Source organism: Histidinibacterium aquaticum (assembly GCF_008710275.1).
Taxonomy (GTDB): Bacteria; Pseudomonadota; Alphaproteobacteria; order Rhodobacterales; family Rhodobacteraceae; genus Oceanicola; species Oceanicola aquaticus.
In genome coordinates this window covers 193,893-209,021 of record NZ_VYQE01000001.1, presented here as the reverse complement: position 1 = coordinate 209,021, position 15,129 = coordinate 193,893, and the positions used below count along the sequence as shown (strand labels likewise).

19 protein-coding genes are annotated in these 15,129 nt (G+C 69.0%); 5 read left to right on the top strand and 14 right to left on the bottom strand.

Features of this window, described 5'->3' with window-relative positions; translation table 11 throughout:
• Window positions 1-135 precede the first annotated feature (135 nt).
• From F3S47_RS01025 to F3S47_RS01000, 6 genes are all read right to left on the bottom strand, one after another.
• Complete coding sequence (locus tag F3S47_RS01025) at window positions 136-948, bottom strand: ABC transporter permease (protein WP_150443367.1); 813 nt, start codon at window positions 946-948, stop codon at window positions 136-138.
• Window positions 949-979: 31 nt separating this feature from the next.
• On the bottom strand, window positions 980-1,864 hold the full coding sequence (locus tag F3S47_RS01020; RefSeq protein WP_150443366.1) for an ABC transporter permease: 885 nt from the start codon (window positions 1,862-1,864) through the stop codon (window positions 980-982).
• A 45-nt stretch (window positions 1,865-1,909) separates the two neighbouring features.
• The gene (locus F3S47_RS01015) at window positions 1,910-2,635 is read right to left on the bottom strand and encodes a transporter substrate-binding domain-containing protein (protein WP_150443365.1); all 726 of its coding nucleotides are present in this window, start codon (window positions 2,633-2,635) and stop codon (window positions 1,910-1,912) included.
• Between the two features lie 150 nt (window positions 2,636-2,785).
• The gene (locus F3S47_RS01010) at window positions 2,786-3,562 is read right to left on the bottom strand and encodes an ABC transporter ATP-binding protein (protein WP_150443364.1); all 777 of its coding nucleotides are present in this window, start codon (window positions 3,560-3,562) and stop codon (window positions 2,786-2,788) included.
• A gap of 96 nt (window positions 3,563-3,658) precedes the next feature.
• The gene (locus F3S47_RS01005) at window positions 3,659-4,411 is read right to left on the bottom strand and encodes a phosphate/phosphite/phosphonate ABC transporter substrate-binding protein (protein WP_223877673.1); all 753 of its coding nucleotides are present in this window, start codon (window positions 4,409-4,411) and stop codon (window positions 3,659-3,661) included.
• A 7-nt stretch (window positions 4,412-4,418) separates the two neighbouring features.
• Window positions 4,419-4,862, bottom strand: a complete 444-nt coding sequence (locus tag F3S47_RS01000) for a tellurite resistance TerB family protein (RefSeq protein WP_150443363.1) — start codon at window positions 4,860-4,862, stop codon at window positions 4,419-4,421.
• A 122-nt stretch (window positions 4,863-4,984) separates the two neighbouring features.
• On the opposite strand from F3S47_RS01000, the gene F3S47_RS00995 reads away from it, so the two are divergent.
• Window positions 4,985-5,752 (top strand): MipA/OmpV family protein, encoded by a 768-nt coding sequence (locus tag F3S47_RS00995; RefSeq protein WP_150443362.1) that lies wholly within the window; start codon window positions 4,985-4,987, stop codon window positions 5,750-5,752.
• A 9-nt stretch (window positions 5,753-5,761) separates the two neighbouring features.
• Here F3S47_RS00995 and F3S47_RS00990 read toward each other — a convergent pair whose 3' ends face one another.
• On the bottom strand, window positions 5,762-6,376 hold the full coding sequence (locus tag F3S47_RS00990; RefSeq protein ID WP_191090039.1) for a helix-turn-helix transcriptional regulator: 615 nt from the start codon (window positions 6,374-6,376) through the stop codon (window positions 5,762-5,764).
• 158 nt (window positions 6,377-6,534) lie between these two features.
• On the opposite strand from F3S47_RS00990, the gene F3S47_RS00985 reads away from it, so the two are divergent.
• The 4 genes from F3S47_RS00985 to F3S47_RS00970 are packed head-to-tail and all read left to right on the top strand — an operon-like array spanning window position 6,535 to window position 9,069.
• On the top strand, window positions 6,535-6,801 hold the full coding sequence (locus tag F3S47_RS00985) for a twin-arginine translocase TatA/TatE family subunit (RefSeq protein ID WP_150443361.1): 267 nt from the start codon (window positions 6,535-6,537) through the stop codon (window positions 6,799-6,801).
• Window positions 6,802-6,818: 17 nt separating this feature from the next.
• Window positions 6,819-7,331, top strand: a complete 513-nt coding sequence (gene tatB, locus F3S47_RS00980; RefSeq protein WP_150443360.1) for a Sec-independent protein translocase protein TatB — start codon at window positions 6,819-6,821, stop codon at window positions 7,329-7,331.
• Window positions 7,328-8,233 carry a twin-arginine translocase subunit TatC gene (gene tatC / locus F3S47_RS00975; RefSeq protein WP_150443359.1) on the top strand — a complete coding sequence of 302 codons (906 nt, stop codon included), beginning with the start codon at window positions 7,328-7,330 and terminating at the stop codon, window positions 8,231-8,233. Before tatB ends, tatC begins: the two co-directional genes overlap by 4 nt.
• On the top strand, window positions 8,230-9,069 hold the full coding sequence (locus F3S47_RS00970; RefSeq protein WP_223877672.1) for an ATP-binding protein: 840 nt from the start codon (window positions 8,230-8,232) through the stop codon (window positions 9,067-9,069). The genes tatC and F3S47_RS00970 overlap by 4 nt, the downstream gene beginning before the upstream one ends.
• Window positions 9,070-9,087: 18 nt before the next feature.
• Here the strand turns inward: F3S47_RS00970 and F3S47_RS00965 are convergent, their stop codons facing one another.
• The 7 genes from F3S47_RS00965 to purF form a co-directional block, all read right to left on the bottom strand.
• Window positions 9,088-10,281 carry a peptidoglycan DD-metalloendopeptidase family protein gene (locus F3S47_RS00965; protein WP_223877671.1) on the bottom strand — a complete coding sequence of 398 codons (1,194 nt, stop codon included), beginning with the start codon at window positions 10,279-10,281 and terminating at the stop codon, window positions 9,088-9,090.
• A gap of 65 nt (window positions 10,282-10,346) precedes the next feature.
• Window positions 10,347-10,991 (bottom strand): protein-L-isoaspartate(D-aspartate) O-methyltransferase, encoded by a 645-nt coding sequence (locus F3S47_RS00960; RefSeq protein ID WP_263405962.1) that lies wholly within the window; start codon window positions 10,989-10,991, stop codon window positions 10,347-10,349.
• Window positions 10,988-11,776: a 5'/3'-nucleotidase SurE gene (gene surE / locus F3S47_RS00955; protein ID WP_150443357.1), complete on the bottom strand. Its 789-nt coding sequence runs from the start codon at window positions 11,774-11,776 to the stop codon at window positions 10,988-10,990. The genes F3S47_RS00960 and surE overlap by 4 nt, the downstream gene beginning before the upstream one ends.
• 94 nt (window positions 11,777-11,870) lie before the next feature.
• The gene (locus tag F3S47_RS00950; RefSeq protein WP_150443356.1) at window positions 11,871-12,509 is read right to left on the bottom strand and encodes an SDR family NAD(P)-dependent oxidoreductase; all 639 of its coding nucleotides are present in this window, start codon (window positions 12,507-12,509) and stop codon (window positions 11,871-11,873) included.
• Window positions 12,510-12,541: 32 nt separating this feature from the next.
• The gene (locus F3S47_RS00945) at window positions 12,542-13,108 is read right to left on the bottom strand and encodes a hypothetical protein (protein WP_150443355.1); all 567 of its coding nucleotides are present in this window, start codon (window positions 13,106-13,108) and stop codon (window positions 12,542-12,544) included.
• Between the two features lie 38 nt (window positions 13,109-13,146).
• The gene (locus F3S47_RS00940) at window positions 13,147-13,419 is read right to left on the bottom strand and encodes a hypothetical protein (protein ID WP_150443354.1); all 273 of its coding nucleotides are present in this window, start codon (window positions 13,417-13,419) and stop codon (window positions 13,147-13,149) included.
• Between the two features lie 143 nt (window positions 13,420-13,562).
• A complete protein-coding gene (gene purF / locus F3S47_RS00935) occupies window positions 13,563-15,020 on the bottom strand; it encodes an amidophosphoribosyltransferase (RefSeq protein ID WP_150444162.1) in 1,458 nt (485 codons plus the stop codon).
• Between the last annotated feature and the right edge of the window lie 109 nt (window positions 15,021-15,129).

Genomic DNA, 15,129 nt, shown 5'->3' with positions numbered 1-15,129 from the left:
CACTGGTCGTGGAAGCCTTGCCCCTTTCAAGATCGTAAATGACGAACTTCGAAACGCCGGACACTCTGGCCAGCTCACTGGCCCCGAGAGCGCTTTCCTTGAAATGGGCGCGAAAAACCTCTGCGAAGGACTTCATCATCTGGCCAGCAAGGCCCCCGGGCGCAGTCGGATGCCGCGGCGCTGGGCCTGCGGCAGGTGGCGGTTGAGGCGGGCGTTGATCAGGCCCATCGCGGCGATGATCATCAGCGTTACCGCGATGAAGTAGAGCGCGAGGATCGGGTAGGGCACGAAGGGGTTGAAGGTCTTGTCCGCGAAGTAGCTGGCGTAATAGAGCGCGTCTCCCTTCTGCTGCCGGGCCGGGAAGCCCGAGAAGAAGACCAGCGTCGTGGCGTGGAAGAGGAAGATCGCCTCGTTCGTGTAGGCCGGCCAGGCCAGCCGCAGCATGGTCGGCCAGGTGATCCGGCGGAACCGGTGCAGGCCCGAGAGGCCGTAGGCGTCGGCCGCCTCCATGTCGCCTTTGGGGATCGACTGGAGCGCGCCGTAGAAGATTTCTCCCGAGTACGCGGCCGTGTTGAAGAAGAGCACGATCGCCGCACCCAGCCAGGCGGAGGTGAAGGGATCGAAGACCTCGAACTGGCTGCGCAGGGAGAGGAAGGCGAAGTAGGCGAAGAAGAACTGGATGAAGAGGGGCGAGCCCCGGAAGATGAAGATGAACCACTCCGAGGGCTTGCGGATCCAGGCGCTGCGGGCCGCCTTGCCCACCGCCACGGCGGTCGCGAGGAAGAAGCCCGACAGCAGGGCCACCAGCCCGAAGTAGACGTTCCAGATCATGCCCGAGCCGATCAGCGTCACCTGCTGGCAGAGCGTGAAGTCGCTGCGCGGCAGGAGGCGCTCGCCGTAGCCGAGGCTGCGCAGGGCGTAGTCCGCGATGGTGTCCCAGCACTCCATCAGCGCAGCCCTTCGGGTGAGGTCGCGCCGATCATGCCGCCGCCGCCTTGCGCTGCCGCTCGCCCGCCGCCGTGGCCTGGCCGAGGGTCAGCCGGGCCATGATCCGGTCGAGCACGAGTTCCGAGACGCGGGTGAAGATCAGATAGAAGACCAGCAGCGCGAGGAAGTACCACATCCGCCAGTCCCCGTGCGGGTAGTCGGTGAACTGCGGCGTCTTGGTGCCGCCCAGCTCGCGCGCCCAGTAGACGATATCCTCGACGCCGAGCAGGAAAAGCAGCGGCGTCGCCTTGATGAGAACCATCCAGAGGTTCGAGAGCCCGGGCAAGGCATAGACCCACATCTGCGGGACGAGGATGCGCCAGAAGGTCTGGCCCTGGCTGAGGCCGTAGGCCTCGGCGGTCTCGATCTGCGCACGCGGCACGGCGCGCATGGCGCCGTAAAGCACGTTGGCCGCGAAGGCGCCGAAGACGATGGCGAAGGTCAGCACGGCGAGGAAGAAGCCGTAGCCCTCGTGCACCCATTGCGGCGCGGTCGAGAGGGGCAGTTTGGCCTCGGGACAGACGATGAAGTCGTTGCCCTGGTAGATCGGCTGGTCCCAGCCGGGGCATTTCACCTCGTGCCGCACCCATTCGAACATCTGGTCGAGGGCGATCACGAAGAAGAGGAAGAAGGCGATGTCGGGCACGCCCCGAACGATCGCGATGTAGCCCTTGCCGAGCCAGGAGACCGGGGCGGGTCCCCGGGCCGCCGATGCGCCGGCGAAGCCGAAGGCGAGCGCGAGCGGCGCGGTGATCGCCAGCAGCAAAAGCACCGTTCCGAAGGCGCCATAGAAGGCCATGTGCTTGCCCGTCGTGAGGTAGCACGAGAGCCAGGCGAGGCCGTCGAGCGCGGCGGGATCGGTGCAGAAGGAGAACATGGCTAGGGCCGGTCAGGGGCGGGGACAGGCCCCGCCCCGTTGGGATCAGTACTGGCCAATCTCTTCGCCGAACCACTTCACGAGCATCTCGTTCAGAGTGCCGTCCTCCTTCATAGAGTCGATGGCCGCGTTGAAGGTCTCCTGCAGCTCGGTGTCGCTCTCGCGCAGGCCCATGCCGATGCCGCCGCCGAGCGGAACCGGCTCGCCGACGAAGCTGAGCTCGCCGCCCGAGGCCTCGACGATGGGACGCAGGTAATCGTAGTCAGCGAAGACCGCGTCGGCCTCGCCGTTGCGGACGGCGGCGACGGTCTCTTCGGGGGTCGCGAACTCGATCAGGGCTGCGTCACCCTCGGCCACGTGGGCGGCCTGGATGGTCGCCGCCTGGGCCGCGACGACGCCGGTTTCCCAATCGGCATCCTCGGAGGCGCCGACATAGGCGCTCTCGGTCGGCGGGTAGTAGTCCTGGGTGAAGTCGATGACCTCGTCACGCTCGTCGGTGATCGACATGCCGGCCATGATCGTGTCGTAGTTGCCGGAGACGAGGTTCGGGATGATCGAGTCCCACTCGTTCGTCACCCATTCGCAGTCCAGCTCGGCGCGGGCGCAGAGCTCGTTGCCCAGTTCGATCTCGAAGCCGTCGACCTCGCCGGCGTCGTTCAGGAAATTGTAGGGAGGGTAGGCGCCCTCCGTGCCCATGCGGATGGTGTCCTGCGCCAGAGCGCCGGTGGCGGCCAGCGCGAGGGCGGCCGTGGTGAGCGTGAGTGTCTTCATCTGTCGTTTTCTCCCGTGTTTCGTGTGCACCGGTTGTTGTCCGGCGCTTCACTGGCTGCCGAGGGTTATGCGAAAATGCCGTGATGGCAAGCAGGGCGGCACGTCAACCCGGCCAATCCTTGAGCCGTTGCCCGTTTTCGCGGCAGGCAATCAGGCGGCCTGGCCGGCGTTGAGAAAGCCGCGCAACCGTTCGGAGCGCGGGTTGCCGAAGACCTCGTCCGGCGGGCCTTCCTCCTCGATCCGCCCCTGGTGGAGAAAGACCACGTGGTCGGAGACGTCGCGCGCCATGTTCATGTCGTGGGTCACGAGGACCATGGTCCGGCCTTCCTCGGCCAGCGCCTTGATGACGCGCACGACCTCCTGCTCGAGTTCCGGGTCGAGGGCGGAGGTCGGCTCGTCGAAGAGCAGCGCCTTGGGCTCCATCGCCAGCGCCCGCGCGATGGCCGCCCGCTGCTGCTGGCCGCCCGAGAGCTGGGCGGGGAAGGCGTCGGCCTTGTCGCCTATGCCGACCTTGTCGAGGTAGGCGCGCGCCGTGCGTTCGACCTCGGTCCGGTCTCGCTTGAGCACGGTGACGGGCGCCTCCATCACGTTCTGCAGGATGGTCATGTGCGCCCAGAGATTGAACTGCTGGAAGACCATCGAGAGGTTCGTGCGGATGCGGATCATCTGCTTGCGGTCGCCGGGATGACGGTGTGCGCCCGTGCCCTTCCAGGTCACGGGCTCTCCGCAGAAGATCACGTCGCCCTGCTGGCTGTCCTCGAGCAGGTTGGCGCAGCGCAGGAGCGTCGACTTCCCGGACCCCGAAGAGCCGATGAGCGAGACGACATGTCCCTTCGGCGCCGCGATGTCGACGCCCTTGAGGACCTCCAGCGAGCCGTAGCTCTTGTGAAGGTCGCGGATCTCGATGACCGGAGGCTCTGCCGTCATGCCCCTCTCCCGTTGTCCCGACAGGAAAGGGACCGCAGAACGCCGCCGATTGCAACGGCAGGACGTACTTGCCGTCCCCGACGCTGCGGCAGATGCCTAGGGCTTGGGCGGTGTCGGGACGGCGAGATAGGCCTCGGCCGGGATCTCGACCAGTCCGACGAGGCCCAGGGTCCGGGCGTCCCCGGGTGACAGGTCGTCGATGGCTGAGCGGGTCGCAGCGGCCAGGGCGGCAGGGTCGCCCGAGGGTCCGGTGATGAGGGGCAGGCCGGGCGAGGGTGCCGTCCGCCCGACCTCGGCGAGGCCGTCGGTGACCCGGTCCCAGGTGCGGGCCATCTCCCAGGTGCGGGCGTCGATGGCGGCGATATCGGCGCGCCCCTCGGCCACCGCCCGGATCGACGCGGCGTGGCTGCCGGTCTCGAGACCGTCGTCGAAGCAGAGGTCCCGCTCGGCCAAGTGGGTCTGCGGCGCGGCCCAGCCGGATTGCGAGATCCGGTCGTTGAAGGCGAGCCGGAGCCCCGCCCAGTGCGCGGGATCGTCGCTGGCATCCTCCGACCGCATCACGAAGACCGACCGGTAGTGGCCCGGCGGGCAGTCCGGCAGGCCGTAGTCGGGTGTCCCGACCAATTGGACATGGGGATGCAGAAGCGCGCGGAAGGGAAAGCCGCAGGTCTGCGAGAAGATCAGCGCGGGGTCCGTCCAGTGTGCCCAGAGGTCGTCCGGTTGGCCGAGCGTCTCGGGCAATGGCCCGCCGTACGCCTCCCGCAAACCCGCCCAGAGACGGTCCTGCGCGTCGCGCGTTTCGGGCCGGTCGTACATGGGCAGCGCCGCACGGACGGGCGACGTGCTCATGGCCGGCTCATACCTGGCGGGATTCCACGCGCTGGCGGGCGAGCGCGCTGTCCTGGTCGGTAACGCCGAGCATCGGAGCCACCAGCCGCAGGAGGGCGTCCTCCTCGGCGTCCCGGACGCCGTCGGCGAGCACCACGTCCCAGAGCGCCTCGATCACCGCGGCCCGCTCCTCGTAGGGGACGGCATCCTTGATCGCGCGGGTGAACCGCACCGTGTCGGGCGCCTCGCTCTCGAGGCTCTCGGCCTCGGCGCGCTGCTTGGCCGCTTCGACGGGATTGAGGCCGTAGCGCGTGGCGACGATCCGGTCGATCCGCGCGATCTCCTCAGCATCGTAGTAGCCGTCGGACTTCGCGAGGCGGACGAGCAGGGCCGTCAGCGCAAGGCGCGCGTCCTCGTCGGGCAGGGGCTCTGGGTCCGTCGCGGTGAGGCGGCGCAGGAGGTCTCCGATCATGGGCGTTACCTATTAGCCAAGTGTCCGGAAAGAAAGAGCGAGGGACCCTCACGGTTCCGTTTGCAGAATCGGGCCGGAGATCTAGGTTCCGATAAGAAGGTCGAGCAGAAAGGTTTGCCCGGGTGAAGGCAATTTCTCTTTTCGTGTCCGCGGCGCTCGGTCTGGGCGGCGGCACGGCCGTACAGGCGCAGGTCAGCGATGCCAGCGTCGCCTTCACTCTGAGCGGAGGCATCCAGGCGAAGCCGGAGTACTTCGGCTCGGAGGATCTCGCCTTCGGTCCGGACGTCGGCCTTTCCAACCTCAGCCTCAGTTACGGGGCGCGCGAGCTGGGTGGCGGTCCGCAGACCGGTTTCGGCCTGCGCGGCTCGTTCCGCTACGTGCCGGAACGCAGCGCGTCCGATTTCTCTGAACTTCGTGGCCTCGAGGATGTCGACGCCACCTACGAGCTCGGCGCGGGCGTCGGCTACACCAGCCGCGATTTCGAGGCCTTCGCCGACCTGCGCTACGGCATCCAGGGCCACGAGTCGCTGGTGGCCGAGCTGGGCGCCAATGCCGTCTTCCGCCCCTCTCAGCAGCTGACCATGCGGCTCGGCCCGCGGGTCCTGCTCGGCAGCGAGGACTACGCCGACACCTATTTCAGCGTCACGCCGTCCGAGGCCGCAGCCTCCGGCGGACGGTTCGCGGCCTACGACGCGGAGGCGGGCGCGCTCTCGACCGGCGTGGAACTCGGCGTGACCTACCAGATCGACGAGAACTGGGGCATCGACGGGGCCGTGACCTACGAGCAGTTCGTTGGCTCCGCCGCCGACAGCCCGATCATCGAGCAGGGGTCGGACGACCAGGTCTCGATCAGCGTGGGTGTCACCCGGAACCTGAGCCTCGACTTCTAGACGACTGGTCTAGCGGGAAAAATCCTGCGCCATCTTGCCGGGCTCGTTGAGAAACAGGCTCGGCAGGACTTCGATCCCCGCCAGAGCATCGACCTGCAACTCGCTGAAATCGTTCAGGTCCTCGTCCCAGACCAGAAGCGTCCAGAGACGGCCCCAGAAATCCAGCCGCAGCGGGCGGACGGTCCGTCCGTCGACGCGGAGCTTCTGCCGCGACCGGATCGCCTGGCGCAGGACGGCGAGATGCGGCAGCGCCCGCCGCGCGGCGTCGGCGGGACGGGCGGCGAGCCCGTCCTCGGGCAGGGCGGCATCGAGCTTCTCCGCAAGCCGGGCCGCCGCGTCGGCCAGGTCCGCGTCGCCGGACTGCGAGACGGCGGCCAGCCCGACCTGCAGCGCCTCCATCTCCTCCGAGGTCAGGTGAAGCGGCGGCAAGCTGACGCTCTCCCTGACCGAATAGCCCGTGCCCCGGGTGCCGGTGACCGGAACCCCGGCCTCGCGGAGCGTGTCGATGTCTCGGTAGACGGTGCGCACAGTCACCCCCAGCGCCTCGGCCAGGTCGGCGGCGCGGTGTGGGCCCGGATGCTTGAGTCGGGCCATGAGGGAGGAGAGGCGGTCTGCGCGGGTCACGGGTGCTCCTGACAGGTTTCTGTCACGAATTCGGGCCTCGAACCAGCCTTCCCCTACGCCGCCTGCCGAATCGCCCTTCCGGCGGCGCGGCGACAGGCGCTAGGACAGTCCCCGATACGTGAGGCGCGGGATCCGCGCGTCGTCAGGGAGATGGACCCATGCTCAACAATATCGGCCTTCCCGGCCTTCTTCTCATCGCCGTCGTCGTGCTCGTGCTCTTTGGGCGCGGCAAGATTTCCTCGCTCATGGGCGAGGTCGGCAAGGGCATCACCGCCTTCAAGCGGGGTGTCGACGAAGGGAGCCGCGAATCGACCAACGCGCTCGAGGACTCGACCGACGGCGTCCAGAACGTGACCCCGCCGGAGCACGGCGACACGGCCCGCAGCGAGAACCCCACCGACGCCGACCGCACCAAGCACGGCTGAGACTGGAGTAGACCCCCATGTTCGGACTCGGCTGGACCGAGCTCCTCGTCGTCGGGATCGTGGCGCTGATCGTCGTCGGCCCCGAGGACCTGCCCCAGATGTTCCGCACCATCGGCCGGTTTACCGGCAAGGCGCGGGCAATGGCGCGCGAGTTCAGCAAGGCGATGAACGACGCGGCGGATCAGTCCGGCGTGAACGAGATCAACAAGACGATCCGCGCCGCTTCGAACCCGGCGAAGTTCGGGACCGACAGCATCCGCAAGGCGACCGGCCTCGGCCCGGAGACGCAGAAGCTCTCGGAGGAGCGGGCGGAGTACAAGCGCAAGATCTCCGACGCGGCGGCCCGCAAGGCCGAGGAACGCCAGGCGCGCGAGGCCGAAGAGGCCGCGATGGCCGCCGAGGCGGAAGACGACGAGCTCGACGCGGCGATGGCCGAGAGCGCCGGCGCGCGCCCCGCGGCCACGGAGGAGTCCGTGCCGCCCGAGGCGCCCGATGCCGAGCGGACCGAGGACGAGGGTAACCGGACATGACATACGAGGCCGATGAGCTGGAAGACAGCTCCGCCCCGCTGATCGAGCATCTGCGCGAGCTGCGGTCCCGTCTCATCCATTCGGTCGTGGGCTTCATCATCGGGATGGTGATCTGCTTCACCGTCGCCACGCCGATCTTCAACTTCCTGACCGCACCGCTCTGCGAGGTCCTGTCCTCGCGCGGGCAGGATTGCGACCTCATCTTCATCTCGCCGCAGGAAGGCTTCTTCGTCGCGGTGAAGGTCTCGCTGCTCGGCGGGCTGATGCTGTCCTTCCCCTACATCGCGCTGCAGATGTGGCGCTTCGTGGCGCCGGGGCTCTACCGGTCCGAGAAGGGCGCCTTCCTGCCGTTCCTGGTGGCGTCGCCCTTCATGTTCTTCCTGGGCGCCGCCTTTGCGTTCTATGTCGTCACGCCACTGGCCTACGACTTCTTCCTGGGCTTCCAGCAGTTCGGGAACGAGGGCGAGGCCGTGCCGGGGGCAGGGGTGGGCGACGGGCTGTCGGTCGTCTTCCAGGGCTCCGCGCAGGAGTACCTGAACCTCACGGTGAAGTTCATCGTGGCCTTCGGCCTCTGCTTCCAGCTGCCGGTGCTGCTGACCCTCATGGGCAAGGCAGGGCTGGTGACCGCTCCCGGCCTGCGGTCGGTGCGCAAGTACGCCGTGGTCGGCATCCTTGTCCTGGCCGCGCTCGTCACGCCGCCCGACGTCATCACGCAGATCATCCTCTTCGTGGTGGTCTACGGCCTCTACGAGGTCTCGATCCAGCTGGTCCAGCGCGTCGAGAAGAAGCGCGAGGAAGAGCTGCGCGAGGCCGGCGTCCTGGGACCGGACGAGGGTCTGCACGACCTCTACGAGGAAGAGGTCGAGACCGAGGAGCCGGACGACGAGAGCAAGCGCCCGTGAGCGAGCCGCTGGACCGGATCGCCGCAGCGCTCGAGCGGATGGCGCCGCCTGCCGGGGCGGCGCCGGATTTCTCCGCCGCCTCCGCCTTCGTCTGGCATCCCGACCCCGACCGGCTCGAGCCGGTGCGCCAGGTAAACCGGATCGACGTGAGCCTGCTTCTCGGGGTCGACCGGGCCCGCGACACGCTGCTGCAGAACACGCGCCAGTTCGCCGCCGGGCTTCCCGCGAACAACGCCCTGCTCTGGGGTGCGCGGGGCATGGGAAAGTCGAGCCTCGTCAAGGCGGTGCACGGCGCGGTGGAGGCCGAGTACCCCGCACTCAGGATCATCGAGATCCAGCGCGAGGACCTCGTCTCCATCGGCCGCTGCCTGGGGATGCTGCGAGGCGCCGAAGAGCGCTTCATCCTCTTCTGTGACGATCTTTCGTTCAGCCACGACGACGCGCACTACAAGTCGCTGAAGGCGGTGCTCGATGGCGGCATCGAGGGCCGGCCGGACAACGTCGTGCTCTATGCGACCTCGAACCGCCGCCACCTGATGCCGCGCGACATGATCGAGAACGAGCGCCAGACGGCGATCTCGCCCTCGGAAGCGACCGAGGAAAAGGTTTCGCTCTCCGACCGTTTCGGCCTCTGGCTGGGCTTCCACCCCTGCGGGCAGGACGAGTATCTCGCGATGATCCGGGGCTACTGCGACGCCTACGGTGTCGAGATCGGCGAGGACGAGCTTCGGGCCGAAGCGATCGAATGGCAGGCGACGCGCGGCGCCAGATCGGGCCGCGTCGCCTGGCAGTTCTTCACCGACCTCGCGGGGCGGAAGGGCGTGCGCCTGTCCTGACCCCTGCGAGCGGCACTCTCAGGGCAGGAAGTCGTTCGGATCGACGCTCTGCAGCCCTTCGCGTGTTTCGAAGTGCAGGTAGCTCGGATCGCCCTCCGGGACCCGCGCCAGCGTCTGGCCCTGGCTGACCTGCTCGTCCCTGTTCACCTCGAGGTCCGTGAGGTTCACGTAGACGGTGAGCAGGTCGTCCGGGTGACGGATGACGACGATATTCGCCCCGTCGGTATCCTCGGTGATCGCGGCCACCGTGCCCGCCGCAGCGGCGCGGACGGGCGTGCCGGCCGGCACCGCGATGTCGATGCCCTCGTTCCGGCCGCGCGCGTAGTCCCGGATGATCGTGCCGTCGACCGGGAAGATCAGCCGGGAGTCGGTCTCCGGCTCGGTCCGTTCGGCGCTGAGGTCGGGCGTCTCGGGGGCCTCTTCCGCCTCCGGGGCCTCGGCCGCGGCGGGCTCCGGCTCGGGCAGCGGTTCGGAGGCCGAGGGCGGCACCGGCGTCGGGCTGCCCGCTCCGGGTGCGGGCGTCGGTTCGGCGGCCGCGGTCTGCCGAGGGGCCTGGCCGCCGGCCTGCGGGATCAGAAGCTGTTGCCCCTCGCGGATGGCGAGGTCGGGGCCGAGACCGTTCCACTCGGCCAGCGCGCTCACGGGCACGCTATAGAGGCGGGAGATCGAGTAGATCGTCTCGCCCCGGCGCACCTGGTGGCGGATCGGCTCGGGCGTGGCCGGCTGCGCGGATGGCTGCTGCGGCGCGGGCGTGCTGCTCTGGGTCGGCGCGGACCGGTCGATCGCGGCGGAGGCCAGCTCGGTCACGTTGACCTGCGGCGGGGCCGAGACCGGCCCGGTCGTCACGCCGGAAGCGTCCACCCGGCTCGGCAGGGCGATGACTTCTCCCCGCCGCAGGGGCGTGTCCGGCGCGATGCCGTTGTAGCGGGCCAGCGCGCCCGGTTCGATCCCCAGGCGGGTGGCGATGTCGGTCACGGTTTCGCTCCGACGAGCGAGCACGACCTGGCTGTTGGGGTAGGTGATGACGCCGCGGGCGTCCGGTTCGGGCCTGTCGGGCACGTTCCGCGCGGCGGCGGAGGTGTCGAAGGTGTTACCCGCGCCGCGCATGTCGAGGTCGAAACGGCCGTCCTCGCATCCTGCGAGGAGGGCCGCCGCCGCGGTCGCCAGCATGAGCCGGGCCATGGCGGGGCGCGAATGTCGTCCGGTGACCATCTGTCTCGTCCCCAATTCTGCGCGCCCCGTTGATCGGGACGTCTCGTCGCCTTTGCGCCGGCGCCTCACTCCTGCCCGAGCCCCTCGACCAGGGGCACGAACCGGACGGCGCGCAGTTCCTCGTAATCGAACCCATCCTCGGTCCGGGTGACGCGAATGAGAGCCTGCACCGCGTCGGACTGCCCCACCGGCAGCACCATGATACCGCCTACGCGCAGTTGCGCCAAGAGCGGGCCCGGAGGGTCCTCGGCGGCCGCGGTGACCAGGATACGGTCGAACGGAGCCTGGTCCGGAAGCCCCCGGCTGCCGTCCGCGGTCATGGCGGTGATATTGGCAAGTCCCAGCCGCTCGAAGATCGCCTCCGCGGCCTGCACCAGCCTCTTGTGGCGATCGACGGTGTAGACCCTGCGGGCGAGGTGGCTGAGGATCGCGGCCTGGTAGCCGGACCCGGTGCCCACTTCCAGCACCTTGTCCCGGTCGCGCAGATCGAGCGCCTGGGTCATCAGTCCCACGACGGAGGGCTGCGAGATCGTCTGGCCGCAGGCGATGGGCAGGGGCATGTCCTCGTAGGCGCGGTCCGAGAACAGGCCGGTCGTGACGAAGGCCTTGCGGTCGACGTGCTCCATCGCGTGCAGCACGCGGGCGTCGGTCACCCCGCGCGAGCGCAGGGCAAAGAGGAACTGCATCTTGCGCTCCGCCTCCGAGGTCACCGCAGGGCGTCCCCGAGGGCGGGCAGGGCGTCGTGCGCCGTGAAGTCCGCCCGCATCGGTGTCACCGAGACATAGCCTTCGAGATTGACCGCGGCGTCCGAGCCGGGCGCCGTCTGCAGGTGCTGGTCCCCGCCGCGGACCCAGAGGAAGCGGCGGCCCGAGGGGGCGGTCTGAGGCTCGACCTTGTGAGTCACGCCGGGGCGCAGGCCCTGCGGGGCGGCCCTCAGGCCCTTCACCTCGGCTGCCGGGACGGGCGGGAAATTGACGTTGTAGAAGATCGAATACTCGCCGCGCGCGCCCCATGCGCCGTGGTCGAGCAGCTTGCGCACGACATCGGCGCCGTGGGCCGCGGCCGCCTCGAAGGGATTGTCGAGCGTCGCGTTCTTCGGGCCGAAATACTGGCTGAGCGCGATGCCGGGGAGACCCTGCAGCGCCGCCTCCATCGCGCCGCCGAGCGTGCCCGAGTAGGCCGCGCTCTCGGCGGAGTTGTTGCCCCGGTTGACCCCGGAGAGCACGAGGTCCGGCGGGTTCTCGGCCAGCACGTCGTGGATTCCGGCCAGCACGCAGTCCGCCGGAGAGCCCTCGGCGGCAAAGCGCCGGGGGCCGAGCTCGGCGATCATCGTGGGGTGCGTGTAGCTGATGCAGTGGGCCACGCCCGACTGTTCGAAGGCGGGGGCCACGGTCCAGATCTCGCCCGTCTCTCCCGCGATCTCGGTGGCGATCGCGTGGAGAATCTCCAGGCCCGGAGCGTTGATGCCGTCGTCGTTCGTGATGAGGATCCGCATGGGTCCCCTCTATGCGAGGCAGGCGGTCCCGGCAAGCGGCGCGGGCCCCCCGGGCGGCGCCCCGGGGCCCGGTTGAGCCTTTCGGGAAACGGCCTCAGATCAGGGAGGGCAGGAGGCGCGCGGCCTCGGTCTCGGGCGCGGTCAGCCCCTCGCGGTCCTCGCCGGGATGGAAGCGGGCGCGGGTCGCGGTCGGCATCGGCTCCGGCGCGAGGATCTCGACCTTGGGACCGGTGCGGCGGCTCTCCGCCTGCCAGCTGCGGGCGAGGGCGATCTGGGCGGCCTTGGTCGCGCCGTAGGCCCCGAAGTAGGCCTTGCCCTCCTGCGGGTCCTCGAAGAAGACCGCGCGGCCCTCTTCGCCAAGGAGCGGCGCGACGTAGGAGATGAGCCGGCGCGTGGCCGCGACGTTGACGTTCAGGCTCTTCGTCATCTCCTTCTCCGCGACGTGGCCCGCGGGCGACAGCGGCGCGGCGTAGACCGCCGTATGAACCCAGAGATCGAGCCCGCCCCAGCGGTCGTGGATCGAGCGGCAGAGCTGCTGCATTGCCGCGTCGACGGTCACGTCCATGGGGGCCAGCGTGGCCTCGCCGCCCCCTGCGCGGATCGCGTCGTCCAGCTCCTCCAGCGCGCCGACGGTGCGGGCGCAGGCGATGACGTGATGGGTGGGGGCCAGGGCCTTGGCGAGCGCGGCGCCGAGCCCGCGGGAGGCGCCGGTGACGAGGGCGGTGCGTGTCATGGCGGCCCCTTTGGCGCGGGCGACCGGCAGGGTCAAGCCTCGGTGGCGTTGTGTCGCTGCGCGAGCTCCGAGAGCGCGGCGTCGAGGTCGCCCTCCGCGCCGATCCACCGGACGAAGCGGGGGAAGTCCTCGGCCAGAGTCTCGAGCCGGAGGTGCATGACGTGGCTCTTGTCCTTGAGAAAATGCCGGATGTTGGCCGTCACCGTCGCGATGTAGTCCTCCGCGATCTCGCGCCTGCTCAGCCCCGGAGACTTCCAGGGCGCGCCCAGCAGGATGCCGCGATGGTAGGCGTCGAGGATGCCGGGATTGGGGCGCTGGACGAAGCTTTCCGCCACCGCGTCCGGGGCGCGGGTCAGATGCACGTAGGCGGCCCGATCTCCCCAGTCGGCATCGAGCCGGCCCAGGAACCAGGCCAGGCGGTTGTCGATCTCGATGTGGCGGGCCGGGAAGGCGAGCCTCTCGGGGCCCGTCAGGTGGCTCCGACTCTCGTGCGACGCGGTATGCGTGGTCAGGTGGGCGCAGGCGCGCGCAAGGGTCGTCGAGCCGCAACGCCCGGTGTTCAGGACGAAAATCGTCGACGGGGGAGGGGCGCTGGACATGGGCCGAAACCTATCCGGCCCCGGCCCGTGCCGGCAAGTCAGCCAGTGGGCATCTTGAGGACGAGCGCGCCATCGCCGCGCGCGATGACCACCTGGGTCTCGTCGATCGCCACGACTTCGCCTTCGCGCGTGTAGGTCCCGGGGGCCACGGTCTCGATGTCGCCGTCGGTGAAGCGGAGCATGGCGCGCGGTCCGTCCGGCGCGTCGATCAGGCCAAGCAGCAGCGTCTCGCCCAGATCGGCCTTGCCGGCTTCGGTGGCGGCGACTTCAGGATTGGTCTCGTCGGTCATCGGTTCGCTTTCGACAGTCATCACTCAAGGCGCCCCCGAGCGCGCTGCTCCGGCTGATCCGGAATTTCTAGGTGCGCGCATCGGGGGATGCCCGCGATATGGTCTGCCGGACCGGTTCTGAAAAGAGGGTTAAGACGCCTGCGGCAGGGTTCCGCCGAGTGAGGTCACTCCGCCGCGGTCTTCATGCGGAATCCCTGCTCGACCATGTCGGCGGGTTCCACGGGATAGCAGCCGGAGAAGCAGGCATCGCAGTACTGCGGATTGTCGTTGTCGCGGCCCTGCGCCTCGCCAACGGCGCGGTAGAGCCCGTCGAGCGAGATGAACCGGAGGCTGTCGACGGCCAAGTGCCGCCGCATCTCCTCCTCGGACATGGAGGCGGCGAGGAGCTTTTCCCGCTGGGGCGTGTCGACGCCGTAGAAGCAGGGCCAGGCGGTCGGCGGGCTCGCGATGCGGAAGTGGACCTCCGCCGCGCCCGCATCGAGGATCATCTCCTTGATCTTCCGGCTCGTCGTGCCCCGCACGACGCTGTCGTCAACGAGGACGACCCGCTTGCCGCGGATCAGCGCGCGGTTGACGTTGAGCTTCAGTCGCACACCCATGTTCCGGATCTGCTCGGTCGGCTCGATGAAGGTCCGGCCCATGTACTGGTTGCGGATGATTCCCATGCCGTAGGGGATGCCCGATTCCAGCGAGAACCCGATCGCCGCGGGCGTGCCGCTGTCGGGGACCGGGCAGACCAGGTCGGCCTCCACCGGCGCCTCCTTCGCGAGCTCGCGGCCGATCGCCTCGCGCGTCTCGTAGACGGAGCGCCCGCCGAGGATGCTGTCGGGGCGCGAGAAATAGACGTGCTCGAAGATGCAGAAGCGCGACCGCTTGGGCCGGAAGGGGTGGACGCTCTCAATCCCGTCGGGACGGATCACGATCATCTCGCCAGGCTCGATCTCGCGGATGAACTCCGCGCCGATGATGTCGAGCGCGCAGGTTTCCGAGGCCAGCGCCCAGCCGTCGCCTATCTTGCCCAGCACGAGCGGCCGCACGCCGAGCGGGTCGCGCACGCCGATCAGCTTCGTGCGGGTCATTGCTATGACCGAGAAGGCCCCCTCGACCCGGCGAAGGGCATCTTCCATCCGGGCGGGGATGTCGCGCTGGAGGCTCCGGGCCATCAGGTGAATGATGCACTCGCTGTCCGAGGAACTCTGGAAGATCGAGCCGCGCTCGATCAGCTCGCGCCGGAGCGCGTTGGCGTTGGTGATGTTGCCATTGTGCGCGATCGCCGCGCCGCCCATGGCGAATTCGCCGAAGAAGGGCTGCACGTCCCGGATCTGCGTCTGGCCCTTGGACCCCGCGGTCGAGTAGCGGACATGGCCGATCCCCAGAGTGCCGGGAAGCTTGGACATGGTCTCTGGGTCGGTGAAGTTGTCGCGGACGTAGCCGAAGCGGCGGACCGACTGGAACCCCTCGTCGGCGTCGTGGGTAACGATGCCGCCGGCCTCCTGCCCCCTGTGCTGGAGCGCATGCAGGCCGAGGGCGACGAAGTTGGCCGCGTCGGCAATGCCGATCACGCCGAAAATGCCGCACTCCTCCTTCAGCTTGTCGTCGTCGAAGGGATGAGCGGGGGGCATGGATCTGGGCAAGGGCAGCGGCTCCGAATCCCGTGTCTCTCTAGACGGCCCACCCCATACGCGCCCCTGCGGCAGGTGTCACGGGACATTCATGCGCCCGCCGGAAGCT